The sequence below is a fragment of the Azospirillum sp. BE72 genome (assembly GCF_031455875.1).
Taxonomy (GTDB): Bacteria; Pseudomonadota; Alphaproteobacteria; order Azospirillales; family Azospirillaceae; genus Azospirillum.
Genome location: NZ_JAVDTO010000033.1, coordinates 1 through 22,029 on the forward strand (window position 1 = coordinate 1; position 22,029 = coordinate 22,029).

The 22,029-nt window shown below is 65.3% G+C and carries 22 protein-coding genes and 5 pseudogenes; 7 read left to right on the forward strand and 20 right to left on the reverse strand.

Going from position 1 to position 22,029, the window contains the following annotated elements:
- Together J2Y49_RS31865 and J2Y49_RS31870 are read left to right on the forward strand one after the other, a co-directional pair.
- Window positions 1-705 (forward strand): Tn3 family transposase (locus tag J2Y49_RS31865; RefSeq protein ID WP_310119743.1); only part of this gene is annotated, 705 nt, incomplete at its 5' end.
- Between the two features lie 124 nt (window positions 706-829).
- A complete protein-coding gene (locus tag J2Y49_RS31870) occupies window positions 830-1,363 on the forward strand; it encodes a transposase (protein WP_310119744.1) in 534 nt (177 codons plus the stop codon).
- A gap of 41 nt (window positions 1,364-1,404) precedes the next feature.
- Here J2Y49_RS31870 and J2Y49_RS31875 read toward each other — a convergent pair whose 3' ends face one another.
- Complete coding sequence (locus J2Y49_RS31875) at window positions 1,405-1,803, reverse strand: site-specific integrase (protein WP_310119745.1); 399 nt, start codon at window positions 1,801-1,803, stop codon at window positions 1,405-1,407.
- A gap of 219 nt (window positions 1,804-2,022) precedes the next feature.
- Between J2Y49_RS31875 and J2Y49_RS31880 the strand changes: the two are divergent.
- A pseudogene (locus tag J2Y49_RS31880) lies at window positions 2,023-2,148 on the forward strand (helix-turn-helix domain-containing protein); the annotation flags it as partial.
- Between the two features lie 115 nt (window positions 2,149-2,263).
- On the opposite strand, the gene J2Y49_RS31885 reads toward J2Y49_RS31880, so the two are convergent.
- The 4 genes and pseudogenes from J2Y49_RS31885 to J2Y49_RS31900 all read right to left on the reverse strand — a co-directional run bounded on the left by J2Y49_RS31885 (window position 2,264) and on the right by J2Y49_RS31900 (window position 6,965).
- Window positions 2,264-3,655 carry a DUF6880 family protein gene (locus tag J2Y49_RS31885; protein ID WP_310119747.1) on the reverse strand — a complete coding sequence of 464 codons (1,392 nt, stop codon included), beginning with the start codon at window positions 3,653-3,655 and terminating at the stop codon, window positions 2,264-2,266.
- A gap of 23 nt (window positions 3,656-3,678) precedes the next feature.
- On the reverse strand, window positions 3,679-4,929 hold the full coding sequence (locus J2Y49_RS31890) for a hypothetical protein (RefSeq protein WP_310119749.1): 1,251 nt from the start codon (window positions 4,927-4,929) through the stop codon (window positions 3,679-3,681).
- Window positions 4,930-5,124: 195 nt separating this feature from the next.
- Window positions 5,125-5,346 (reverse strand): hypothetical protein, encoded by a 222-nt coding sequence (locus J2Y49_RS31895; RefSeq protein ID WP_310119751.1) that lies wholly within the window; start codon window positions 5,344-5,346, stop codon window positions 5,125-5,127.
- Between the two features lie 660 nt (window positions 5,347-6,006).
- A pseudogene (locus tag J2Y49_RS31900) lies at window positions 6,007-6,965 on the reverse strand (IS5 family transposase).
- A gap of 685 nt (window positions 6,966-7,650) precedes the next feature.
- On the opposite strand from J2Y49_RS31900, the gene J2Y49_RS31905 reads away from it, so the two are divergent.
- Window positions 7,651-9,072, forward strand: a complete 1,422-nt coding sequence (locus J2Y49_RS31905; protein WP_310119753.1) for a PepSY domain-containing protein — start codon at window positions 7,651-7,653, stop codon at window positions 9,070-9,072.
- A 244-nt stretch (window positions 9,073-9,316) separates the two neighbouring features.
- Here J2Y49_RS31905 and J2Y49_RS31910 read toward each other — a convergent pair.
- The 14 genes and pseudogenes from J2Y49_RS31910 to J2Y49_RS31975 form a co-directional block, all read right to left on the reverse strand.
- A pseudogene (locus J2Y49_RS31910) lies at window positions 9,317-9,616 on the reverse strand (hypothetical protein); the annotation flags it as partial.
- Window positions 9,583-10,281 carry an IS6 family transposase gene (locus J2Y49_RS31915; protein ID WP_310119754.1) on the reverse strand — a complete coding sequence of 233 codons (699 nt, stop codon included), beginning with the start codon at window positions 10,279-10,281 and terminating at the stop codon, window positions 9,583-9,585. The gene J2Y49_RS31915 and the pseudogene J2Y49_RS31910, both read right to left, overlap by 34 nt.
- Window positions 10,275-10,808, reverse strand: a complete 534-nt coding sequence (locus J2Y49_RS31920; RefSeq protein WP_310119755.1) for an aldolase/citrate lyase family protein — start codon at window positions 10,806-10,808, stop codon at window positions 10,275-10,277. The genes J2Y49_RS31915 and J2Y49_RS31920 overlap by 7 nt, the downstream gene beginning before the upstream one ends.
- 4 nt (window positions 10,809-10,812) lie before the next feature.
- Window positions 10,813-11,010, reverse strand: coding sequence for an aldolase/citrate lyase family protein (locus J2Y49_RS31925; protein WP_310119757.1), 198 nt, complete (start codon window positions 11,008-11,010; stop codon window positions 10,813-10,815).
- A 26-nt stretch (window positions 11,011-11,036) separates the two neighbouring features.
- A complete protein-coding gene (locus J2Y49_RS31930; RefSeq protein ID WP_310119758.1) occupies window positions 11,037-11,807 on the reverse strand; it encodes a glucose 1-dehydrogenase in 771 nt (256 codons plus the stop codon).
- A gap of 40 nt (window positions 11,808-11,847) precedes the next feature.
- Window positions 11,848-12,561: an ABC transporter ATP-binding protein gene (locus tag J2Y49_RS31935; protein WP_310119773.1), complete on the reverse strand. Its 714-nt coding sequence runs from the start codon at window positions 12,559-12,561 to the stop codon at window positions 11,848-11,850.
- Window positions 12,548-13,297: an ABC transporter ATP-binding protein gene (locus J2Y49_RS31940; protein WP_310119760.1), complete on the reverse strand. Its 750-nt coding sequence runs from the start codon at window positions 13,295-13,297 to the stop codon at window positions 12,548-12,550. The genes J2Y49_RS31935 and J2Y49_RS31940 overlap by 14 nt, the downstream gene beginning before the upstream one ends.
- A gap of 24 nt (window positions 13,298-13,321) precedes the next feature.
- Entirely contained in the window at window positions 13,322-14,584 is a 1,263-nt protein-coding gene (locus J2Y49_RS31945) for an ABC transporter substrate-binding protein (RefSeq protein WP_310119761.1), read from the reverse strand.
- The gene (locus tag J2Y49_RS31950; protein WP_310119763.1) at window positions 14,581-15,585 is read right to left on the reverse strand and encodes a branched-chain amino acid ABC transporter permease; all 1,005 of its coding nucleotides are present in this window, start codon (window positions 15,583-15,585) and stop codon (window positions 14,581-14,583) included. The genes J2Y49_RS31945 and J2Y49_RS31950 overlap by 4 nt, the downstream gene beginning before the upstream one ends.
- A gap of 5 nt (window positions 15,586-15,590) precedes the next feature.
- On the reverse strand, window positions 15,591-16,448 hold the full coding sequence (locus J2Y49_RS31955; RefSeq protein WP_310119764.1) for a branched-chain amino acid ABC transporter permease: 858 nt from the start codon (window positions 16,446-16,448) through the stop codon (window positions 15,591-15,593).
- Window positions 16,449-16,609: 161 nt separating this feature from the next.
- Window positions 16,610-17,887 (reverse strand): amidohydrolase family protein, encoded by a 1,278-nt coding sequence (locus J2Y49_RS31960; protein WP_310119765.1) that lies wholly within the window; start codon window positions 17,885-17,887, stop codon window positions 16,610-16,612.
- A gap of 106 nt (window positions 17,888-17,993) precedes the next feature.
- A complete protein-coding gene (locus tag J2Y49_RS31965; RefSeq protein WP_310119766.1) occupies window positions 17,994-18,389 on the reverse strand; it encodes a DUF1636 family protein in 396 nt (131 codons plus the stop codon).
- Window positions 18,389-19,153, reverse strand: a complete 765-nt coding sequence (locus J2Y49_RS31970; RefSeq protein ID WP_310119767.1) for an alpha/beta fold hydrolase — start codon at window positions 19,151-19,153, stop codon at window positions 18,389-18,391. Before J2Y49_RS31970 ends, J2Y49_RS31965 begins: the two co-directional genes overlap by 1 nt.
- Before the next feature lie 37 nt (window positions 19,154-19,190).
- Window positions 19,191-20,072, reverse strand: coding sequence for a fumarylacetoacetate hydrolase family protein (locus J2Y49_RS31975; protein WP_310119769.1), 882 nt, complete (start codon window positions 20,070-20,072; stop codon window positions 19,191-19,193).
- Window positions 20,073-20,294: 222 nt separating this feature from the next.
- On the opposite strand from J2Y49_RS31975, the gene J2Y49_RS31980 reads away from it, so the two are divergent.
- The 3 genes and pseudogenes from J2Y49_RS31980 to J2Y49_RS31990 all read left to right on the forward strand — a co-directional run.
- Window positions 20,295-21,071 carry a FadR/GntR family transcriptional regulator gene (locus J2Y49_RS31980; RefSeq protein WP_310119771.1) on the forward strand — a complete coding sequence of 259 codons (777 nt, stop codon included), beginning with the start codon at window positions 20,295-20,297 and terminating at the stop codon, window positions 21,069-21,071.
- Between the two features lie 79 nt (window positions 21,072-21,150).
- Window positions 21,151-21,369 (forward strand): annotated as a pseudogene (locus J2Y49_RS31985) (transposase); the annotation flags it as partial.
- A gap of 55 nt (window positions 21,370-21,424) precedes the next feature.
- A pseudogene (locus J2Y49_RS31990) lies at window positions 21,425-21,511 on the forward strand (IS6 family transposase); the annotation flags it as partial.
- Window positions 21,512-21,572: 61 nt separating this feature from the next.
- Here J2Y49_RS31990 and J2Y49_RS31995 read toward each other — a convergent pair.
- A partial coding sequence (locus tag J2Y49_RS31995; RefSeq protein WP_310119772.1) for a DDE-type integrase/transposase/recombinase occupies window positions 21,573-22,029 on the reverse strand: 457 nt, incomplete at its 5' end.

Here is a 22,029-nt window from a genome sequence, read left to right on the forward strand (position 1 = left end):
ACGAGCGACCATGTCTTCGGCCTGTGTGCCCTGCTCGGTTTCCGCTTCGCCCCGCGCATTCGCGATTTGAAAGATCGGCGGCTCTACCTGCTGCCCGGCCGGGAGGCGCCGGCCATCCTGCGGCCTTTGGTTGGAGGAACCATCGACATCGAGCACCTCACGGCCAATTGGACGGAGTTGCTGCGACTGGCGACCTCGATCCGCTCGGGCACCGCGACGGCCTCTGCCATGCTGCGGCGGCTCTCGGCTTACCCGCGCCAGAATGGCTTGGCTCTGGCCTTGCGGGAACTGGGCCGTATCGAGCGCACCGCGTTCACCTTGCAATGGTTGCGTGATCCCGCTCTACGCAGGCGCGCCAACGCCGGCCTCAACAAAGGGGAGGCCCGGAACGCCCTGGCCAGGGCGATCTTCTTCAATCGCCTGGGTGAGATGCGCGATCGCAGCTTCGAGAACCAGGTCTTCCGGGCATCGGGGCTGAACCTGCTGGTGTCCGCTATCATCCTATGGAACACACGCTATCTCGAAGCCGCCTTCGCCGAACTGGCAAGCCAAGGGCATGGCGTAACCCCCGAATTGATGCGGCATGTGGCGCCTCTGGGATGGGAGCATATCGGCCTCACTGGTGACTATGTTTGGGGGGCCGAACCCCTTCCAGAAGCCGGCCTCAGGCCATTGCGAAGAATGCAGTCCCTGCTCGCCGCATAAGTTCTATTTTCGTTCCTACATCCCGGACAATCTGATTCGACTTTGCGCATTTTGGGACGCTCGTCCTGTCATCCGCGGGCGTCGTAATACCCTCGGCGAAAGGTTGTCGGCTGGTCAATGCTCGATGACACCACAGGTGCCCCATGGCACACCTCGCTGTCCCTGTCCCCCGATCTTCGTCGCTTGGCTGTGGCCCTACCTGGTCGCCTTCTCGGGGCGCACTCGGTCTGCGGTGGCCGCGCTCGCGGCCGGTGCGGTGCTGGCGGTTGGTCCCCGCACCGTCGCCAACCAGCTGCGCGCTCTCGGCTTGGCGGACAATCCCCGCTTCGCCGCTTTTCACCGCGTGCTCAACCGGAACCGCTGGTCGGGGCTGAAGCTTACACGCACCCCGCTGAACGCCGTGGTCAGCGCCTTCGTCTCGGACGGGGCGATCGTCATCGGTGTTGATCATACCCTGGATCGGCGCTGTGGAGCCCATCTTCGTCCAGCCAGCTATCGCTCCGAATCCGTTCGATCCTTGACGGAACAGCCGGTTACCAGCCGCGGATTGCGCTGGATGACCGCCATGCTACGCCGCCACCGCTCCTCCGACGGCTCGTCGACGTCGCCTGCTACACACCATAACCTCCCATCATCCATACCGTTGCTGGACTTGTGACCCGGCTCCTAAGCGAGACGGCAGTCCTGAAATGCGCAAAGTCAAAGATCACTTTCGTGTAGTGACCCCAAGAACTGATAGAAGCCCTTGATAGAAAACAGGACTTGGTTGTGCAGACTGGCGGAGCCGGTGCAGTGTTCCCAGTGCAGCGGCACGGTTCCAGCGTGAACGGTAGCCTGATGGCTGCCGTATCGGACCGCTGACATGAGGAAGCGGTCGAACTCCGGAGCCGTCAGTTGCGCGAAGCTCTTGCCCAGGGATCCAAGATAGTTTCCCAATTGCACGACATGACGGGCGTAGTGCCGGATGGTGCTGGGCGCGTAGCGGCGCGCCTCCAGGAACAGCACGAAGTCGCGGATCTCCGGAACGGCCGCGCCGTGATCGTCGAAAGCCGTCCAACTGACCAGGCCCGAAGGCATCACGATGCGCTGGAGGTGCATGATGCACCTGACACGTTGTTGACAACCTTATGGTAAGCCTGTCAGCAACGCGGCTCAAACACGCAGAGTGGCTAGGTTCTTGACGTTCCTGACATGAGAAATCCTCCTATAGGTATTTCCATGATACACATTATGTGTCTTCTTGTTGTAAGCGCGGTGGGTTCTATTCTGAAGTGCGACTTTCTTGTAATCACAGGGCTTTACGGGTCGTGAGCGCTGATGGGTGAACATTATTCGCAGATCGATTTCGCAGAGCGCCGCCGCATCCAGGACATGCGCGACGCCAAGATGCTGGTGAGGGCGATCGCCGAGGCTTTGGACCGTCACCGGTCAACCCGCTACCGCCTGGAACACGGTTAATGCCGCCGCCGTCAATGGTGCACGCGCTGATCGCGCGGGCCGAACATTTCGCAAACCACCGTAGAGAATAATCGCCACACACGGGATCGAGTTTGGCCCCCTACCCTTTCCAGTTCAGGCCAGCAGCCTTCATCAGGTTCCAGAAGGTCCGTTTCTGCCGGTGGTGGGCGACGATCTGCTGCTGGTAAGCCTCCTGAGATGGATGATTGATCCAATCATCAACAGCCGAAACCAATCGCTCGGCCGCGACGAGATCACGGACAACGTGCTCGTACTGGGTGGATTGCGCCCGCGCCAGCACAGCGTCGCCCATGCACCGGTAGAGCAGAGTGGCGGCAAGGGGGTGATTGGTTTCCAATGCCTGGGCGGCAGGCCGTAAACTGAAGTAATGATTACCATTCAACTCGCTGATGCGGGTGAGCACCAGGTTTGCTGCCGCATTCAGATCGAGAGTGATCAGCAGGTTGAGCGCAGCATGCGCTTCGCGATGCTGGCGGGCCATTGCCACCGCCGTCGCGCGCACCTGCTCATGCTCGTCGCTTGGAAGATGAGCAAGGTACGCGCGCAGGGAATGCTCGGAAAGGCTACCGGAGAACATCCGCCAGCGCACAGCTTGGGCATCATCTTGGCGACCGACGAGCTCCAGCAACCGGATACGGAGGTCATCGACTTCCCATTGCCGATGACTTGGGACCGCAGCCGCTTCCACCCGTGTCAAGGCTTCGGCTACGCGCCCTGCCTCAATCAAGCGCTCGCAGATGTCCTTCAGGGCCTGATCTTCGGTTCCGGCGAGCCGATGGGCGGCGACGAAGCTGTCGACATCTCCACGGGCATCGGCGATCTGCTGGAGTCCGCGGATCAAAGGCCAGGTCCGTGCCTCCCGCTCTTCAGCCCGGCAGCGGTCTAGATCATCGCGGATCAGGCGCTCCAGTTCGCTCAGACCTTCCTGCCCCAATGCCTCCCCAAAAGCGCTGACAACACCACCATGAACGCCATAGTCGTCCCCGGTGAGAATGTCGAAGACCTCATGCGCCAAGCGAACTTGGTCACGGCCAGGCATCACTGCCCAGGCTGCTCCCAGATCGTCGACCGCCTGCTTTATGACCTCACCGATCATGCCATCAGAATCGTCGGATCGATCAAATACGATGGCGTCGAGCCGGATCAAGCGGTCGAGCAGCTGGATAGCTGCCGCGGGCTGCCGTGGCAGCAGGTCCCGGACGATGGCATCACGGATACGGTCGAGGTCAGTGGCCAGAGATGAACTTTCGCGGTAGCCGTAGAACCGGCGATCGGCTTCGATTCGCTGGAGTTCATCGCACAGAGTGTGAACCAGTCGGTCGTCGCTGCTGCGTGAAGCGAGGGCGAGCCGTAGCGCTTGATGCAGCCCCACGTCCCAGCAAGCGTGCCCGACCAGGATCTCTGCCAGACGTCGGGCGCCCAGAGCCTCTACAGCCGCGACCGAGATTTCCAGCTCTTCTCCTGGTGCCACGTCCCAACCCTTTTCGAATTGGCTCAGTTCCCAGCTGCCGGTGCCAGCATTCCGCGCTGGAGCACATCCCTCAATGCCGTTCGCATGTGTTCCCGTCCTGGGGAGCATGGTTCGGCCACCATTGCCTGTAGCTGTTCCCAAGCCCAATCCTCACGGCCGATTCGCCTTGCTGCCGCCATCAGATGACCAACCGCAGCATGCAGGTCTGTAACGATCGGATCATACCCACCGCCAGCCAAAAGACTGCGCAGCGCGATCACCGCGACCTGAACGGCGAATTCAGGTTCCCGTTCGACATTGTCTCGCACGGCGCGGATCAAGGTCGCCGGTTCGGCGCTCATCGACCTGGCACACTCCAGCGCGATGTCGAGGAAACCAGCGTCCTTGGCCGCCGCGAACCACTTGCCTGCCTCCCCGCGGGTCTGAATGAGGTCAAGGAGGAGCTGGCGCTTGTCCCGACCGGGGTAGCTGCGCACAGTGTCGCGATAGATCGCCAAGTAGGTAGATCCCACACCGGTGCGAAGTCCATAGCGCTGGTAGGCTTCGTCTGCCCGCCCCGATCGGAGCAAAAGTGCCTCGCAGAAGCGGTCGATGGCCCTCTCATCATAGCTGCGGAGCTTCGGATCACGACAGCCATCCGCGTAGGCGATGGCGGCGTCAACCAGCCCCTGGCGTGCCAGCGCCTCGGCGCCGAACCGATGATCCGACCAGAAGCGATGACGGGACGTCGCGAGCAGATCCAACAGGTCACCATACCGCCCAACCTCGAGCAAACAAGACAGACCGATCGTCCCGCCGACAAGATAGCCGCCGGGCATGCTATCGGACCAGACCCGCTGCAGGGATGGTGTGAGAAGGTCGGCGTACTCGTTCATAAGTTCAGGATAGACGGCAATCTCCCCCCAACGCTGCTCAACGGGGAACAGATACTGCACTCCGTCATCAAGCACAGCTTGGTACAGGCGCTCCAGCCATTTGGCGCGGGTCTTGGGATCGGCCGGTGCCATAATAAGGATCGGAATGAGCACGCCGAGTGCTTTGTTGACAGCGCTACCCAAGGCGCCCGAGGAGGTATCGATCTGCTCGAAGGCGGGCCACAGCCGCTCCATAAGCACGAGGGCGCCCTCCCCCGCCACCAACGGATTGGACTTGCCGACGGTCTTGATCTCGGCCACAGCCTCCTTCAGGCGCGCAGCAGCAGTTTGAGACCCGCGCCATCCAAAAGCGCGTGCTCGGAGCTTCGTCTTGAACGCCCACTTGTGGCCGTTAGCCATGTCCGCTCCTGCCTGTGGGTGGAACGCAGCCCGGGATGGAGACACCCGGCTTGGTTTGCTCAGGCGGCCAAGGGTAGCTCAGCCACCGGCGACTGATCACCCCTACCCCTCCCACTCTGAAGCGTGGTGTTCTCGTCGTCCACTGCAGGCAAGGCGCGGTCGCTTCCGGACGGCAGAATTGCTAACGGCATCCTTTCACGTCTCGCGGCTGTCTGGTGCCGCCAGCAGAATACGTTGGGCGAGGGGGGTATCGGGATGGTTCAGCATCACCGCAGCATCCCCACTGTTCCAGCAGCGCAGCCCCTGAAGCTTCTGCACACAGGCGGTGGCCGCTTCACGCGTCAGGAACTCGCGGGGCAGACGCTGTCCAGTCGACAGATGCGTGATCACCCAAACCGCAGCCTTGTCATCGGCCACACGTTGGTCGATCCCGAAGGCACCGCACACTTCGCCAGAAAGCGTGATAATTATTATACCGTCTCTCCCAGCGGGATCGGCGGCTACTGCTTCGTAAGTCGCTGGTATCCACTGCTCGTTCCCAACAAGATTAGCGTTGCGCCCATGTATCTTTGCTGGTTCGATCATAGTGGTTTCGGGGACGGTCGGCTCGTGGCGTGCGGTTGCCCGGGAGCTTCGCGGATCCGACTTACGGCGGGTGTTGCGGTTGGACAATGACGCCTCTGAGGGCCAACGCACGATCGTCCGCACGGCTGACAGAGCATCCTCATTGCGTTGGAGCGGAAAGTACCGACGCAGTTCGGCTACAGCAGCCCACTCGCCCCCGGCTTCAAACGCCTGACGGATGGCAGACCGCTCGTCCTCACTTACGACAAACATCGCCTCTCCTTACCTGCTGGGGGCAGTTCCTGCACCGACCCTCTCTCCATTTTACAACGGTTTGGGGCGATTTGGGCACTGTCATCAGGTGGCTATCAGATTGATCCAGACGGCCTTCGAGAGCCGTTGTCAAGTTGCCGGCGGAGCGGAGGATTGAGGGCCGCAGAATTGCATTCACCTCCCGGGGACTTTGGTGCGGAACTCGGCGTGCGGACAGATTTCGCTCAGAGGCGATGGAGATCAGGCGTCCTTCCGGGAGGTTGGTATGCCGAGGCTGGTCATGCGATTGATGACGGCGCAGGCGGCCTTGGCTTCGGCTTTTTGTGCGGGCAGAGTGCGGGCGCGCAGGCTGCGTCCGATCAAAACCATGTACCAGAGCATCGCCACCTCGACCAACGATCTCCTGCCGTATTGCACGGCTCGCTGCCAGCCCAGCCGACCACGCCCCTTGATCGTCTTGATGTGGCGGTCGCGCCAGGTGGGCGCGCTCTCGGCGGTGTCGCTCACCACGGCAGTGGCGCGCGGCGGGATGATCACCTCGGCGTCCGGCGCACGCGCGGCGACAGCACGATAGACTGGCTCGCCGTCGTAGGCGCCGTCCGCCAGGACCGTGCCGATCGGGCCCGTGACCTGGTCGAGCAACGGACCGACCAGCGAGGCGTCTCCCTCCTCGTTGCCCGTCAACGCCGAGGCGAGGATCTCGCCGGTGGCGGGGTCGACGGCCAGGTGCAGCTTGCGCCAGAATCGGCTCGCTGTGCCGTCGTGCTTTTCCAGGTGCCACTCGCCCCGGCCGAACACCTTCAGCCCGGTGGAATCGATGACCACGGTCACCGGCCTGTCCGTCCTGGCCAGCGCCGACGCGACAGCCAGATTGGTGCTGCGCCGGGAAAACGTCGTATGATCCGGAACCGGCAGGTCCAGGCCGAGCAAGCGCATGAGCGAGCACAGCAAACCCTCGGTCTGGCGCCACCGCCGACCGAACGCCAGGCGCAGCATCAGCCTGGTCTCGATGGCGATGTCGGAGTAGCGCGCTGGCCGGCCACCCCGTCCCGTGGCGGGCGGCGGCCACGCAGCGATCGCCTCCAGATCGTCAGGTCTCCCCGCCGGCGCAGCGCCGCATCGTAGGCCGCCCAGTTCTCCACACCGTAGTGCGCCTTCGGGATCTGGTAACGGCGGGGCTCGTTGGCCTTATACGGCATCACACTCTCGGGCTCAGAGGGGCCGCTTTTCTACCCGATACCCCAGCCTAGACCAACTTCCGACCGGTTTTCGCACCAACGTCCCAGTTCGGAGATTCGTACAGCGACTTACGCAACGGTGTTCCTTCCCATCATCCTTGGCTAGGATGGCGCTTATGGCGGCATTTCATCACAACGCGTCAAAGCCGTGAAACCTGTCCGATCAAGGCGAAGGGAATGGTGGCGACTGGTTTTCGCCGCAACAGTCTTTGCTTTGATTGTCCAGAGCTTTTGGGTGGCGCCGGTGAACCGAATGGGCGGGCTGCGGCCCTCCCACTCGCCAAGCACCGGGCACGCCCAGCACCACGCCTCCACTCAGAATCCCGCCCCGGAAGAACCGACGAAGCCGGTTTCCGATCAATCGCATGGCGCCCTGTGTGCCCTCATTTGTGCCCTGAGGAGTGTCGCGTCCGGCCCCGCGATCCTGCCGGTATTGTCGTCGCCGGGAGAGCCGCTCGATCTACCGGTCCACCATGCGTCGATGCCGTCCGCCGTCGTCGCTCCAACCCGTTCACCTCTGCCGGTCGGAGCGCGCGGACCTCCAGCCTGGATCTGATCCTTCCTTCCCTTTCTCATTTGTCCAATCACAGCGCCTGGCGGGCTCGCCACCGGCGTCACGCGACGGCGCTCGTATGAGGATCATTCCATGGCGGATACGGTTTTATCCTCCGGGAGCGGTGCCGGCCGCTCGTCGGATTTGTACAGGGCTGTCTGGCGTTGGCATTTCTATGCCGGTTTGATCGCCCTCCCCTTCCTCATCCTGCTGGCCGTGACGGGTGCGCTCTACCTGTTCAAGGACGAGATCGACGGCTTGGTACACCGGGACGTCAAGAGCGTTGCGGTGCAGAGCTCCGCACCGGCCGCGCCGACATCGCTGGTCGACGCCGCGCTGTCGGCACGACCGGGCACGGTGACCAAGTATGTGCCCCCAGCCGACCCGACGGTATCGGCCGAGGTCGGGATCAAAACGGCAGCCGGGGAGAAGATCTCCGTTTTCGTCAACCCCTATGACCGCCGGGTGCTCGGTGACATCCCCGACAAGGGCACGGTGATCTGGATCGTCCGTCAGCTGCACAGCCTGTCCTACTTCGGACCCATTGCAAATGGCTTGATCGAGATCGTCGGCGGTTGGACCATCCTGCTGGTGGGAACGGGCGTATATCTCTGGTGGCCTCGCCAACGCGGGTCCGATGGGCAGACGGGTGGCGTCGTCACGGTACGCGGCAGACCGGAGCAACGAATGTTCTGGCGGGACCTCCACGCCGTCACCGGCATTGTCGCCGGCTTCTTCATCCTGTTTCTGGCAATCACCGGCATGCCCTGGTCGGTCTTCTGGGGCAGCTACGTCAACGAGTGGGCGAATGGCACGAATTACGGCTATCCGACTGGAGTTTACGTCGGCGTGCCGATGTCGGGACAGCGCATGAGCGACACCGGTCCAACCTCCTGGTCGCTTGAGCAGGCGCAAATCCCGCAATCGTCCAGTCATGGCGACGGGCATGGGGCTGCCGGCCATGGGGACGGCCATGGAGCCGGCGCGGGGGATGGTGCGATCACGCTGGACGCCGCCGTGCGGGTCTTCGATCAGCTCGGTCTGGCGAAGGGCTATGCGGTCAACCCGCCCGATGGGCCGACAGGCGTCTATACCGCCACCGTCTATCCGGACGATCTGTCCCGGCAGCGCATCGTCCACATCGACCAGTACACCGGCAAGCCGCTCATCGACATGAGCTTTGCGGATTTCGGCCCGCTCGGCAAATCGCTGGAATGGGGCATCAACGTGCACATGGGGCAGGAGTTCGGCGTTGCCAACCAGCTGGTCATGCTGGTTGTCAGCACGGCGATCATCGTGATGTCGGTGTCGGCTGCAGTCATGTGGTGGAAGCGGCGCCCGAAGGGCTCCCTGGGCGTCCCGCCACTGCCCAGGGATCGCGCCGTTCTGCGGGGCGTGGTAACCATCTTGGCTGTCGGCGGCGTCGTCTTTCCGCTGGTGGGGGCGTCTCTGCTTGTGATGCTCCTGCTCGATTGGCTGTTCACCCGACGGCCACGTGTGCCTGTCCGAGCCTGACGAACAGGCTCCGGTGCCGACCGGCACCGGAGCTTCATCTACGGTCGCAACAAGACATAGCAGTCAACGTTCAGCCGGCGTCGGGTCTGGCACCAATGGGCGCGAGGGGCATTGTCACGGGAAGGGTGGCGGCTTGCCGGCCGTGACATTATCCTCCTCGGATGTCGCCGCTCTCGTATGCCCGCCATCGGCTTTGTCACGGCAACTGAGTCGACAAGTAGAACTTGCGAACTTCGCACCTGGTTCATGCCGCGGCGGTGGCGGCCTGCCAGTCGGCCACGGCCTGTGCCCGGAAGGTGCGCAGGGTGCGGCGGGAGACCAGGTGGCGCTGGAGGTTGAAGGTGTTGTAGACGGCGGCATGCAGAGAGACGAAGCGCTGGGCGGAACCCGATGATTTGAACCGCTGCGTCTTGCGCTCTCGTCGCCGCACCGGCTGGTGTGAGGGTTCCATCAGCTCTCGCGCCAAGCCGGGCGAGTGGGCGCAGTGCGGCCGGTTTCCGGCGCGGTTGGTTAGGCGATGGCGAGCATGTCGCGCAAGGCGGCGACCCTTTCGGCGTGGATCGCCCGTCGCTGGGCGACCGGGACGTGCTGGTTGCGCCCGGTCGCCGGCCGCAGAAAGTTGCGCACTTCGTCATGGGCCCGGCAGAAACGGTGGGCGTTGTTAAGCTGCTGAAATCCGCGCATCGGCCGTGTACGCCCTTTCACCCCACGGTGATCTTGCTCCAAATGGTTGTTTTTGAATTTGGAGGTGCGGTGCTCGATGGCATTCCCGAACACCTCCGCGATGGCCGGCGGATAGCCAGCGTGCTTGTCCGTCGTGATCGTGTCGGGTGTGCGGCCGGTGACCTCGACGGCGGAGCGGAAGAAGCGCTCGGCGGCGACTTGGTCGCGATGTTCGCTGAGGTAGACGTCGACCAGGGCGCCATCGCTGTCGATCGCCCGGTACAAATAGCACCACCGCCCACCGACCTTCAGGTAGGTCTCGTCAACGTACCAACTGCGCCCCGCAGTACCACGCCGGCGGTGCCGCAAGGCATTGGTGAGCAGCGGGGCGAGCTTCGCCTCCCACTCCCGTACGGCCTCATGGGAGAAGACCAAGCCGCGCAACAGCAGGATTTCAGCAAGATCGCGCAAGCTGAGCTTGAGGCGCAGCCGCCAGAGCAAGATGAGGAAGGCCACGTCGGTGGGCACCTGCAGCCGGTTCAGCACCGAGCCTGTGCGCTCATTGAACTGGCGCCCGCACTCCCGGCAGCGGAACCGCCGATAGCCGTGCGCGGTCCGGTCCGGACGTTCGGCGGTTGCGGTCGACGAGCAGTGCGGGCAGTGCATCGGTCACCTCGTGCAGAGAGGTGACCCTCTACGTTCATCCCGCCGTTTCGATCAAGATGGCGCGAAAGCTGCCGGAACCCAGTCCGCGACCGGGCAAGCAACAGCGCGTCCGAGGACGCCGGCACGCCGAGTTCCGCCGCCAGATCCAGCCCACCGAACATCAGCGCAGCCAGGCGCGAAGACGCCGCCGCGATGGCCGACGCCTGCTCGACGCCTCGCAATGTATTGATCTGCGCCACCAGGCGGACCGGCACGCCGGCTTCCGCCAGCACCTGATCGATCCATTGCACCTCCTCGGCGGACTCCAGTTGCGGCACGGCCACCGTTCCACCCGCGGGACGGGCCTCGGCAATCGCCAGCAGGTCACGAAGCCCGGCAAGGCTGCGGACGCTGTTGATCCGCACCACCCGGTCAGGTCCCCCCCTGCCCTGCCCCATCCACCAGGAAGCGGATGGCCGCGGCGCGGGCCTCCTCCTTCTGGGCCGGCGCGACGGCATCCTCCAGATCGACGCAGACAGCGTCGGCGCCGCTGGCCAGCGCCTTGTCGAAGCGGTCCGGACGCGCGCCGGGGACGAACAACTGGCTGCGCCAGCCCATGGCCTCATTCATCTTGCATTTTCCTTCCATATCCGCCGTCAGGTGATCGTCAGCCCGCCATCGATCGCGAAGATCGCCCCAGTGGTCCAGGCGGCCTCCGACGAGGCGAGAAAGACGGCGATGCCGCCGAGATCGCTGGTCTGGCCGATCCGGCCCAAGGGGTAAAGCCGCTTGACCAACTCTTCCATGGCGCGCTGGGCGTCCTCCGGCATCGCGGCGACGGTGCGGCGGCGCAGATCCGTGTCCACCGTGCCCGGCGCGATGGCGTTGACGCGGATACCGCGCGGTGCGAGTTCGTAGGCCATGGCCTTGGTCAGGGAATTGAGCGCCCCTTTGGTCAGGGAATAAAGGCTGGACGGTCGCCCCGGCAACATCTTTCCGGCGAAGTAGGAGGAGATGTTGATGACCGAGCCCCCCGCGGCGGACATCAGCGGCACCAGAGCCTGCGTCAGGAAGAAGGGTGCCGTGACGTTCAGGGCGATGCTGTGGTCGTACTGGACCCGGTTCGCCTCCAGATAGGGGACGAAGGTCGCGGTGCCGGCGTTGTTGACCAGCACGTCGACGGCCCGGCCGAGACCGCCGATCTCCGCCGCGACCCGCTCAAGGCCGTCGGGACGCCCGAGATCCGCCGCGACCGTTGTGACCTGGGCTCCGTTCCGGGCCAGTCCTGCGGCGGCGTTCTCCAGCTTGGCGGCATTGCGCGCGACGAGACAGAGATCGGCCCCCTCGCGGGCGAAAGCCTCCGCGATCGCATAGCCGATGCCGTCCGACCCGCCCGTGACGACGGCGAATGTCCCTGAAAGTCTCATCCCTGCCCTTCCTTCGTTCCTGTCGGCCGGTGGATTGGAGTCAGTGGGACGCCACGCCGAGATAGCGCTGCTGCAGGACATCGTCCTCCCACAACTCCCGAGAGGAGATGACCAGAGCGATCTGGCCGCCGGACATGATCGCGACGCGCTCCGCCGCGCTGGTGCCGACGCGCAGGTTCTGCTCGACGATCAGCACGGACGTGCCGTCGCGGTGCAGGGAACCCAGCACCTCCAGCAGATGATCGACGATCTTCGGCGCCAAGCCCTCCGACGGTTCGTCGAGAATCAGAAGGCGCGGGTTGGTCAGCAGCGCCCGCCCGATGGCCAGCATCTGCTGCTCGCCGCCGGAGAGTTGGTTACCGAAGTTGCGGCGGCGTTCCGCCAGTCGTGGAAAGACCTCATAGACGCGCTCCGCCGTCCAGGGGCCGGGGCGCCGGCCCTGCATCAGGCGCAGATGCTCGTCCACGGTCAGCGACGGGAACACCCGCCGCCCCTGCGGGACGATGGACACGCCCTGGCCGGCGATGTCGTGCGGCTTGCGCCCGGCCAGCTCCACCCCATTGAAGCGGATCGATCCCCGTCCGGCGGGCAGCAGCCCGATCAGCGCGCTGCACAGCGTCGTCTTCCCCGCCCCGTTCCGGCCGAGGATCGCCAAGCTCGGCCCGTCGAGCCGCAGTTCCACTCCATGCAGCACGGGAAGCGCGCCGCGCCGCACCTCCAGCCCGCTGACCACCAGGGAATTAGTGCTTTCCACCAAGATAGAGCTCCCGAACCAAGGGGTTGGCGCGAATGTCCGAGGGCGTGCCCGCTGCCACCACCGCGCCGTCGCGCATCACGGTGATCCTGTCGGCCAGCGAGAGCGCCACGTCCATGTCGTGCTCGACGAACAGCATGGTGATGCTGCGCGGCAATCCGCGCAGGATCTCGACCAGACGGCCGCGGCCTTGCGGCGACATGCCGGCGGCGGGTTCGTCCATCAGCAGCAGTTCCGGCTCCCCGGCCAGCGCCATGGCGATTTCCAGTTCCCGCTGCTGGCCGTAGGACAGGGTGCCCACCGGCTGGGCCAGCACCTCGTCCAGCCCGAAGCGCGCGGCGCAGACCCGCGCCGCCTCCACCTGCGGCCGGTAGGACCCCCACGGGCGGAGGCCGAAGCGTGGCCCGCGGCTGCCCATCACCGCGACGCGGAGGTTGTCCTCCACCGAGCGGTCGGCGAAGGTCAGGCTCGTCTGGAAGGTGCGCCCGATGCCCAGCCTCGCCCGCTGGTGGGGGCGCAGCCGCGAGATGTCGCTCCCCTTGAAGGCGATGCCGCCGGTGGTCAGCGGCACCTCTCCGGAGATGGCGTTGAAGAGCGTCGTCTTCCCGGCCCCGTTGGTGCCGAGCAGGGCATGACGCTCTCCGGGCGCGAGCGCCAGGGACACCCCGTTCACCGCGCGCACGGCGCCGAAGCTGATGGATGCCTCTCGAACGGCCAGGATCGGCGGCGTGGGCATTGCGGGCCTCCGGCAGACGGACGGTCAGTTGCAGGACGGGTTGTCGCGGGAGGCCGGGCCGAGCGCCAGGAACTTGGCCCGGTCCATGCCCAGCGCCTGGTCGACGCCCTTCGCCACCGTCACCACCTTGCTGTAGAAGGCGCCGTCGGGCCGCTGGGCAACCTCGGTCACGAAGTTGTCGGCGACGGCCTGCCGGTTCTCGTCCAGGCGGATCAGGCCGGTCGGCGACCTGTCGGTCAGCTCGGTCTTCGCCAGGGCGGCCTGGAAGGCCTTCTGCCCGTCGTCCAGCCTGCCGCCGACCTGCTCCAGCGCCTGGAGCACCGCCAGCGTGCTGACGTAATAGCCGTGAGCGAACAGCGACGGCGATTCCAGCCCATCCGGATACTTCGCCTTGTAGGCCTTTACGAACGCGGTCCATTTCGGGTCGTCGTTGGAATCGGCGACCGGGCCGGCGGAGATCATGCCCAGCACCTTGTTCTTGAAGGCTCCCTTGGAGCTGAGCACGGTCTGGTCGACGGTGACGCTGCTGCCGACCAGCGGCGCCGTCCCGCCGGATTGATAATATTGCGTCAGGAAATTCACCGCATCCGCTCCGCCCAGCAGGACATACACGGCATCCACGTTGTCCGGCAGCTTGGCGATGACGGAGGTGAAATCCTTGGTGCCGACCGGCACCCAGTTCTTCTGGGAAATCTTGCCGCCGCGGCTGCAGAATTCGGCCTGGAAGCCCATCACCTGGGAATAGGGAAAGGAATAATCCTCCGACACGATGGCGATGTTCCGATAACCCTTGGTCTCGTAGGCGTAGCTGCCCAGCCCGGCCTGCCATTGCGCGCCGTCCAGCGTGAAGCGGTAGAAATTCGGCGCCGGATCGCGCAACGTCGTGTCCTGCGCGCCGGAGGTGCCGTTGACGAAGGTCTTGGACGGAACCGACTTGGCGTATTCCTTGACGGCGATCCCCTCGCCGCCGGACAGCGGGCCGACGACGATGTCCACTTTGTCCTGCTCGATCAGCTTGCGGGTCTTGGCGACCGCCACGTCCGGCTTGGCGTTGGAGGATTCCTTCACCAGCACGATCCGCTTCCCGGCCACCTTGCCCTCGAAGGCATCCACGGCCAGCTCGACGCCGCGCATCCCGTCCAGGCCCGATTGGGCGAAGGGGCCTTCCAGGGTGGCCAACGCGCCGAGGCGGATGTCCTGGGCAAAGGCGGGGGACAAGGCCGTGCCGGACAGCAGAGCCGTGGCGCCCAGAGCGGCGCCCAGAATCGTGTGCAAGGTCGTCTTCATACCGCTTTCCTCCCGTTTTTCGCGCACATGCCGGTCCAGGCCGGCTTGATCTGCGCGCGCAGTTGTTGGATCAGTCCGATCAGGCCTTCCTTCGCGAAGAGGACGATCACGATGAAGACGGCCCCAATCACCAGATTGAAGCGCTCGCGGTCGATGACCGACGCGGCGTAGTTCTCCAGAAGAACGAAGGCGGCGGCCCCGAGAAAGGCGCCCAGCGGGTGCCGGATGCCGCCCAGCACCGCGACGACCAGCAGGTTGACCGCCGCGTGCACGTCCACCGCACCCGGCGACATCTGGCCGCTGAACCACGTGTTCAGGACGCCGCCCACCGACGCGATCAGCCCGGCGATGCCGAAGGCGGCGATGCGCAGGAGCGTGGTGCTGAAGCCGAGCGCCGCGACCCGCCGCGGGGCATTGCGCAGGGCGTGCAGCTGCAGGCCGAAAGGCGTGCGGTCCAGATGCATGACCGCGGCGGCCGACAGGACGGCAGCGGCCAGAGCCATGCCGTAGAAGGGGATGGGCGCCCGCAGGTCCATGCCGAACAGTTCCGGCGGCTTCAGCCCGTTGATGCCGTCGAAACCGTTGAAGATCTCGGTGTTCTGCGAGACGAGGTAGAACAGGCTGACCGACATCGCCAGCGTGATCATCAGCAGGTAGATGCCGCTGGACCGCACCGACACCCAGCCGACCAACAGGCCCGCCAGCGTTCCCGTGACCAACGCCGCGCCAACCGCCAGGGGCCAGGGCACCACCACGCCCACGCCGGTGATGTTGGGCGACAAAAGCGCCAGCGTGTAGCCGGCCACGCCCGCCACCCCGGCCTGGGCAAAGGACACCAGCCCGGCGCTGGAGGTCAGGAAGGTCAGGCTCAGCGCCATGGTGCCGATGATCAGCACGCGGGCGGCGACGGTGCCGACCCAGAATTCGCCGGCGATCAGCGGGAAGGCCAGTCCGGCCAGGGCAAGCCACAGGACGGGATGGCGAAGGAATTGTTGAGGCATCGGCGTCATCCCCGTCCGAGAAGTCCCTGGGGCCGAACCGCCAGGACCGCGACCATCAGCAGGAAGGTCAGCAGGGTCGCGTAGTTCGGGATGAAGGCGAGGCCGAACTGTTCGGCGAAGCCGATCAGGAGCGCGCCCAGCGCCGCCCCGGCCAGACTGCCCATGCCGCCGATGATGACCACGACCAGCGAGGACAACAGGAACCGCGCATCTTCCCCTGGAGAGATGGAGAGGGCGCTGCCGCCGATCACTCCGGCCAGCCCTGCCAGACCGGCGCCGAGCGCGAAGACGAGCAGAAGCACCCGCTGCACGTTGAAGCCCATGGCCGAGAGAATTTCGCGGTCATCCACCCCGGCGCGGATCAGCATGCCCAGCCTGGTGCGGTGGATCAGCAGCCACAGGCCCAGCCCAACCAGAAGCGCGCTGGCGATGACCACGAGGCGGATCGTCGGATAGCCTCGGATCACCGGCATGGGCGTCGTGCCGTACAGGATTTCGGGCGGGGAGAACTGGTAGGTGATGCCGCCGTAACGGGCCAGCAGCAGGTCGCCGACCACGATGGCGAAGCCGATGGTAACCAGCGCCTGCCGCAGCTCGTCGCCACCCAGCGTGCGCAGCAGCGTCAGATGCATCGCCAGTCCGACGGCGGCCACGGCGACCGCCCCCCCCGCCAGCCCAAGCAGCCACGACCCCGTGTAGGACGCGATGTCGTACCCGACATAGGCGCCCAGAAGATAGAAGGCGCCATGTGCCATGTTGACGGTCCGCAGCAGCCCGAAGATCAGCGAGAAGCCGCTGGCCACCAGGAAGTACAGCGATGCCACGGTCAACGCGTTCAGCGACAGGAGAATATAAAATCTCATGCTTGGCGGCCCCGATGCTGGGGATGGAGGGCACAAAGCCCGCCCGTTCCCTCCCCCGCTCTCAGCGGACCTACGGTCCGCCTGTCGCGTCAGCACAAAGCGAAGCTTTGTGCGAGAGCTTCGCAGGGGAGGGGTCGCGGCTGCGGCGGGATGCGCCGCCCTCAGGCGGCGACGCTGACCTGCGCGCGGGCCGGCGGCGTCATCTCCTTGTGGAAGGAGCCGTCCTTCATGATCGCCAGAATGCGGCTCCGGTCCTGGAACAGCGTGATGTCCTGCAGCGGGTCGCCGTCCAGCAGGATCAGGTCGGCCAGATAGCCGTTGCGCACCAGCCCCAACTCGCCCGGCCGCCCCATGATCTCGCCGCCCAGCAGGGTGGCCGACTGGATCGCCTCCATCGGGGTGAAGCCCAGAAGCTCGACGAAATATTCCAGGTCCTTGGCGTAGGTGCCGTGCGGGGTCCAGGCGAAGCCGTAATCGCCGCCGGGCAGCACGCGGATCCCGCGCCTGCGCATCGCCTTCATGGTCTCGATCGCGGACTCGAGCTCACGGAAATAGCCCATGTTGCGGGCGACCTCCTCGGTGATGCCCCAGTCGGCCGCGGCGTGGCAGGTCTGGTAGACCCAGGCAAGGCCGGGGGCGACGAAGTGCTTGTCCTTGTTGGCCTCCAGCAGGTCCAGCGCCTCTTCGTCGGCGAAGCTGGCATGATAGATGATCTCGATGCCGTATTTGACGCAGAGCTTCACCGATTCCGCGCTGCGCGCGTGGGCGCAGATGCGCACCCCCTTCTTGCGATGGGCCTCGCGGACCGCCTCGGCGATCTCGTCCTCGGCCATCGGGGTGTCTTCCGCCTTGCACTTGGTGATCTCTTCGCCGGAGAGGTTCAGCTTGATGAGATCGACGCCCTCCTTCAGCAGGCGGCGGACGCAGGCGCGCATCTCGTAGGGGCCGTTGACGACCTCCACGAAGGTGTAGGCGCCGACATGGCTGGGGTTCAGGTCGCCCAGGCCCCCGATGGTGGCGATCTCCGGGCCGTTGGCGAGGTAGCGTGGACCGGCAATGCGGCCCTTGTTGATGTAGTCGCGGACCACGACGTCCAGGCGCGGCTTGGCCGCCGCCGCGCCGACGCACATCGTGTAGCCGCAGTCGAGGTAGGTGCGGGCATTGTCCGCCGCCTCCAGGATGTGCTCCTCGACCGGCATCAGGCCGATGGGGTCCAGGCCGGCCTGGTTGATCCAGCTGAAGTGGGTGTGCGCGTCGCACAGGCCGGACATCAGCGTGGCGCCGCCACCATCGACGACCCGGTGCGCCTCGTGGGAGATGGTGCCGGCCTGCCGGGCAACCTCGGCGATCCGGTTGCCCTGGACGAGCACTTCCCCGGCGTAGGGCTTCTCACCGGTGCTGTCGAGAATCTGGACATTGGTGAACAGGGTCGTTGGCATTGTTTCCTCCGGTTGCGGGGGCAGCTTCTTGGTCCTGGCGCCTCGCCGCGGGTGGGTGTGGGGTGAGTGATCGTTCGTGCGTGGTCGCCTCGGTTCCTCGTGGGTCTCAGTTCGTTGCAGCCGGGGGCGGGACGGCGGAGGCGATGCGGGTCTCCAGCCCGAGCGGTCCGGCATCCCCGCGCACCTCGCCGCGGGTGCTGTCCAGATAGCGGTGCGCCAGAAGGACCAGCGGTTCCGCCTGCTCCAGGCCGACGCCGTTGAAGCGCAGCCGGGTCTTGCCGAAGGCGGACAGCGACACGTTGCAGGGGTGTCGGCAGCCGCTGAGGCATTCCACCCGCCGCAGGGTCAGCCGCTCAGCCAGCCCGGTTCCGGCGATCAACGTCTCCAGCCGGTCGGCGAGCCGCTCCCCCGGCGTCGGCTCGCCGGGGCGGGGCGGGGCGTAGCGGTGGCAGGTGCGGCACACCGCCAGGATGTGCCGCACGGCAACCGGCGGCGCGCCCATCAGTCCACCGAGAACAGGAAGTTCATCAGCGCCTCGTTCACTTCGGCGGGGCGTTCGAAGGTCGTCCAGTGGCCGCAGCGGTCAAGAAGGCGCAGGGACGATCCGGCGATCTTCCGGTGGAGCGCCCGCACGGCGGTCGGCGGGGCCGTGCCGTCCTCGTCGCCGGTGACCAGCAGCGTCGGGCAGGCGATCCGGGAGACGTCCGCCGGTTCCGCGGCAGCCAGCGCCTCGCAGGTGCGGGCGTAGCCTTCCGGGTCCTGGCGCATCAGGATCTCGCGGACGAGGGCCGCGACTTCCGGCCGGTTGGCCTTGGTGTCCGCCGAGGTGCCGGCCTGGACGATGGCGTCGGCGATGCCGACCATGCCTTCCGCCCGCGCCTTGGTCGCGCGGTCGCGGATGACCGGACGGGCGGCATCGGGTGGCGCGTGGAGCGGGCCGATCAGTGCAAGGCTGCGGACACGGTTCGGACACCGGACGGCGACATGCTGGCAGACGATGGTGCCGAGCGAGTGGCCGACCAGATGAACGCGGTCGAGGCCGCGCTCGTCCATCACGCCTTCGATCGCCTCGGCGAGACCGGCGATGGACAGCTGTCCGTCGGCCGGGCTGCGCCCGGACCCGGGAAGGTCGGGCCGGATGCACTGGAAGAAACGCGACAGAACGCCGACCTGCGGACCGAACACGTTCGAGGTTCCGCCAAGTCCGTGGACCAGGAGGACCGGATCGCCGTTGCCGTGCACCTCGACGGCCAATTGCGGTGCCATAAGCGCCTCTCTTCGGTTGATGATCGTCTTTCGCCCGTCAGGCCAGGGTGTTTGTCAGCGCGCCGATGCCGCTGACCTCGACCGTGACGCGGTCGCCGGGGAACAGGAATTTCGGCGGAGAGAAGCCGAGTCCGACGCCCGCCGGGGTGCCGGTGGCGATGATGTCGCCGGGGTACAGCGTGATCCCGGCGGACGCCGTCGCGACCAAGGTGGGAATGTCGAAGATCAGGTCGCGGGTGTTGGCGTTCTGTCTCAGCTCGCCGTTGACCCAGGTCTTCACCTCCAGGTTGGTCGGATCGAGCTCGTCCGCGGTGACCACCCACGGCCCCATCGGGCAGAAGGTGTCGAAGGACTTGCCCAGGAGCCACTGCTTGTGGCGCGCCTGGACATCGCGGGCGGTCACGTCGTTGATGACGGTGTAGCCCCAGACATGCCGATACGCATCCTCCGGCGCGATGTTCTTGCCGCCCTTGCCGATCACCAGCGCCAGTTCGACTTCGTAATCGATCTGCTCGCTGATGCCGCGCGGATAGAGGATGGCCTCGTCAGGCCCGATGACGCTTTCGGGGACTTTGGTGAAGAAGATCGGCAGGGCCGGCACGGCGTCGGCGGAACCGGTGGTGCTGCTGTCATAGCCGCTGCCGGCGAATTCGTGGGCATGGTCGTGGTAGTTCTTGCCGACGCAGAAAATGTTGCGCGCCGGGCGCGGAATGGGCGCCTCCAGCCGGACGCGGGAGAGGCTGATTCCGTCCCCTTCGATGGCGATCCGCCCCTTGACCTCGTCGTAGCGGCGGATGACGTCGAGAAGATCGTCCACCGCTTCGCCGAGGAGTGACTCCAACGGCCAAACCCGGTTCTTGTCCGGATCGATGACCGCGACGGCGCGGCGTCCATCAAGCTGGATGGTCGCAAACTTCATGGCGTTTCCTTCTTGCCCCATTGTTGAGCCATTTACCGGCCAAACCGGCACCGCAGAAAGGCTTGTGAGCCAATTAGGCCAGCGTGGTGATTGTTTGGTCAACTGAAAAACGGAAATATGACCTTTGGTCGTGAAGAACGTTGAAGGATTGTATTGCGCGGAGCGGAGGAGCTGGATAGAATTGGCTCACGTTTGGAGCAAATTCTCGGAGCGAGGAGGGGCATGGACTCGCTGAATCTCAGGGATCGGGCGGCCAACGGCGCAAACGCCGTCGTGCAGTTCATCGAGCGCAACATCGCCGATGGCAGTTGGGGCCCGGGCACCAAGCTGCCAACGGAGCGGGACTTGGAAAAGCGCTTCGGGGTTTCCCGCAACACCCTGCGCAAAAGCCTGCGCCAGTTGGAGGATCAGGGAAAGATCGTCCGCCATGTCGGCCGCGGCTCCTTCGTCTCGGGCTCGCCGGAACCGGCACTCGGCGCAGCCCTCCGCCTGATCGGATCGCAGGACGGCGAGACCCTCGTCCGGCGCATCCACGGCGCCAGCCCGACCGAGGTGATGGAGGTGCGGCTGATGGTCGAGCCGCTGGCGGCGGAGCTGGCCGCCAGCCGGGCGAACGCCGCGGATCTGCAGCGGCTTGAGGACTATCTGCTGCGCGCCGATCAGGCCCGCGACGTTGCCGACTTCGAGCATTGGGACGGAATGCTCCACGTCGCCATCATCGCCGCGACGAAGAACGGCCTGCTGATGGACATCTATGACGCCATCAACGACATCCGCAACCAGCCGGAGTGGGGCCGGCTGAAGGCGCGCAGCGTCACGCCCCAGCGCCGGGCGGTTTATCAGGAACAGCATCGCCGCATCGTCTCCGCCCTGCTCGACCGCGACGGGGCAAAAGCCCGTGCCGAATTGCTTCATCACCTGACGCTGGTTCGTGCCAACCTGTTGGCGGCTTCAAGCCACGGCACTGCAGCAGAGCCGGAGCCGAACATCGATCTTTAAATGGCTGACCGGAAAGGAATTGAGTGATTTCAGTGTCTTGTGATTCGTTCGTGGTTGCGAGCTACGAGGGTTTCCCAAGATGGTCTGGACTGAAATCACCCGGTTGGAGTATCGGCGGGACGAGCTCCGGTATTCAAGCGATATGACGGATGCGGAGTGGGGTGTCATCGAACCACTTCTGCCGCGCCCCCGGCGGCTCGGTCGGCCGTGGACGACGGATCTGCGTGCGGTTCTGAACGGCATCCTGTACATCGCGATGACTGGGTGCCAATGGCGAATGCTGCCCAAGGATTTCCCCGGGCATTGTCACGGGAACGATGGTGGCCTGTCGGTCGTGACGGTAACCTCGCGGGATGACGCCGCTCTCGTATGCCCGCCACCACTTCCCGCCCGCGATCATTCAGCATGCGATCTGGCTGTATCTGCGGTTCACGTTGAGCTACCGGGGCTTTGTCACGGCAACTGAGTCGACAAGTAGAACTTGCGCACTTCGCACCTGGTTCATGCCGCGGCGGTGGCGGCCTGCCAGTCGGCCACGGCCTGTGCCCGGAAGGTGCGCAGGGTGCGGCGGGAGACCAGGTGGCGCTGGAGGTTGAAGGTGTTGTAGACGGCGGCATGCAGAGAGACGAAGCGCTGGGCGGAACCCGATGATTTGAACCGCTGCATCTTCCGCTCTCGTCGCCGCACCGGCTGGTGTGAGACCTCGGCGCGGTTGTTTGTTCGCCGCCGTTGTTCATGCTGGGCGGTCACACCGAGTTGACGGAAGGCGGCCCCATAGGACCGGAGCTTGTCGGTGGTGACCTGGGTGGGCGCGAAACCGTGCTTCTTCAGCAGTTTACGCATCAGCTTGCAGGCTGCGGCCTTAGATGCGGTAATGGGCCTTGCACCAAGCTCTGGCTTGGTCGGGTGGCTGTCCCCACAGTGATGGTGTGAGAAACGGGGTCCGAGCGGATCGGCC

Excerpts from the sequence above, each read along its gene's own strand:
- J2Y49_RS31930 (WP_310119758.1), bottom strand. The coding sequence starts at position 11,807 with ATGAGACTTTCAGGGACATTCGCCGTCGTCACGGGCGGGTCGGACGGC.
- J2Y49_RS31925 (WP_310119757.1), bottom strand. The coding sequence starts at position 11,010 with ATGAATGAGGCCATGGGCTGGCGCAGCCAGTTGTTCGTCCCCGGCGCG.
- J2Y49_RS31965 (WP_310119766.1), bottom strand. The coding sequence starts at position 18,389 with ATGGGCGCGCCGCCGGTTGCCGTGCGGCACATCCTGGCGGTGTGCCGC.
- J2Y49_RS31955 (WP_310119764.1), bottom strand. The coding sequence starts at position 16,448 with ATGAGATTTTATATTCTCCTGTCGCTGAACGCGTTGACCGTGGCATCG.
- J2Y49_RS31905 (WP_310119753.1), top strand. The coding sequence starts at position 7,651 with ATGGCGGATACGGTTTTATCCTCCGGGAGCGGTGCCGGCCGCTCGTCG.
- J2Y49_RS31875 (WP_310119745.1), bottom strand. The coding sequence starts at position 1,803 with ATGCACCTCCAGCGCATCGTGATGCCTTCGGGCCTGGTCAGTTGGACG.
- J2Y49_RS31940 (WP_310119760.1), bottom strand. The coding sequence starts at position 13,297 with ATGCCCACGCCGCCGATCCTGGCCGTTCGAGAGGCATCCATCAGCTTC.
- J2Y49_RS31970 (WP_310119767.1), bottom strand. The coding sequence starts at position 19,153 with ATGGCACCGCAATTGGCCGTCGAGGTGCACGGCAACGGCGATCCGGTC.
- J2Y49_RS31870 (WP_310119744.1), top strand. The coding sequence starts at position 830 with ATGACACCACAGGTGCCCCATGGCACACCTCGCTGTCCCTGTCCCCCG.
- J2Y49_RS31890 (WP_310119749.1), bottom strand. The coding sequence starts at position 4,929 with ATGGCTAACGGCCACAAGTGGGCGTTCAAGACGAAGCTCCGAGCACGC.
- J2Y49_RS31950 (WP_310119763.1), bottom strand. The coding sequence starts at position 15,585 with ATGCCTCAACAATTCCTTCGCCATCCCGTCCTGTGGCTTGCCCTGGCC.
- J2Y49_RS31945 (WP_310119761.1), bottom strand. The coding sequence starts at position 14,584 with ATGAAGACGACCTTGCACACGATTCTGGGCGCCGCTCTGGGCGCCACG.
- J2Y49_RS31960 (WP_310119765.1), bottom strand. The coding sequence starts at position 17,887 with ATGCCAACGACCCTGTTCACCAATGTCCAGATTCTCGACAGCACCGGT.
- J2Y49_RS31975 (WP_310119769.1), bottom strand. The coding sequence starts at position 20,072 with ATGAAGTTTGCGACCATCCAGCTTGATGGACGCCGCGCCGTCGCGGTC.
- J2Y49_RS31980 (WP_310119771.1), top strand. The coding sequence starts at position 20,295 with ATGGACTCGCTGAATCTCAGGGATCGGGCGGCCAACGGCGCAAACGCC.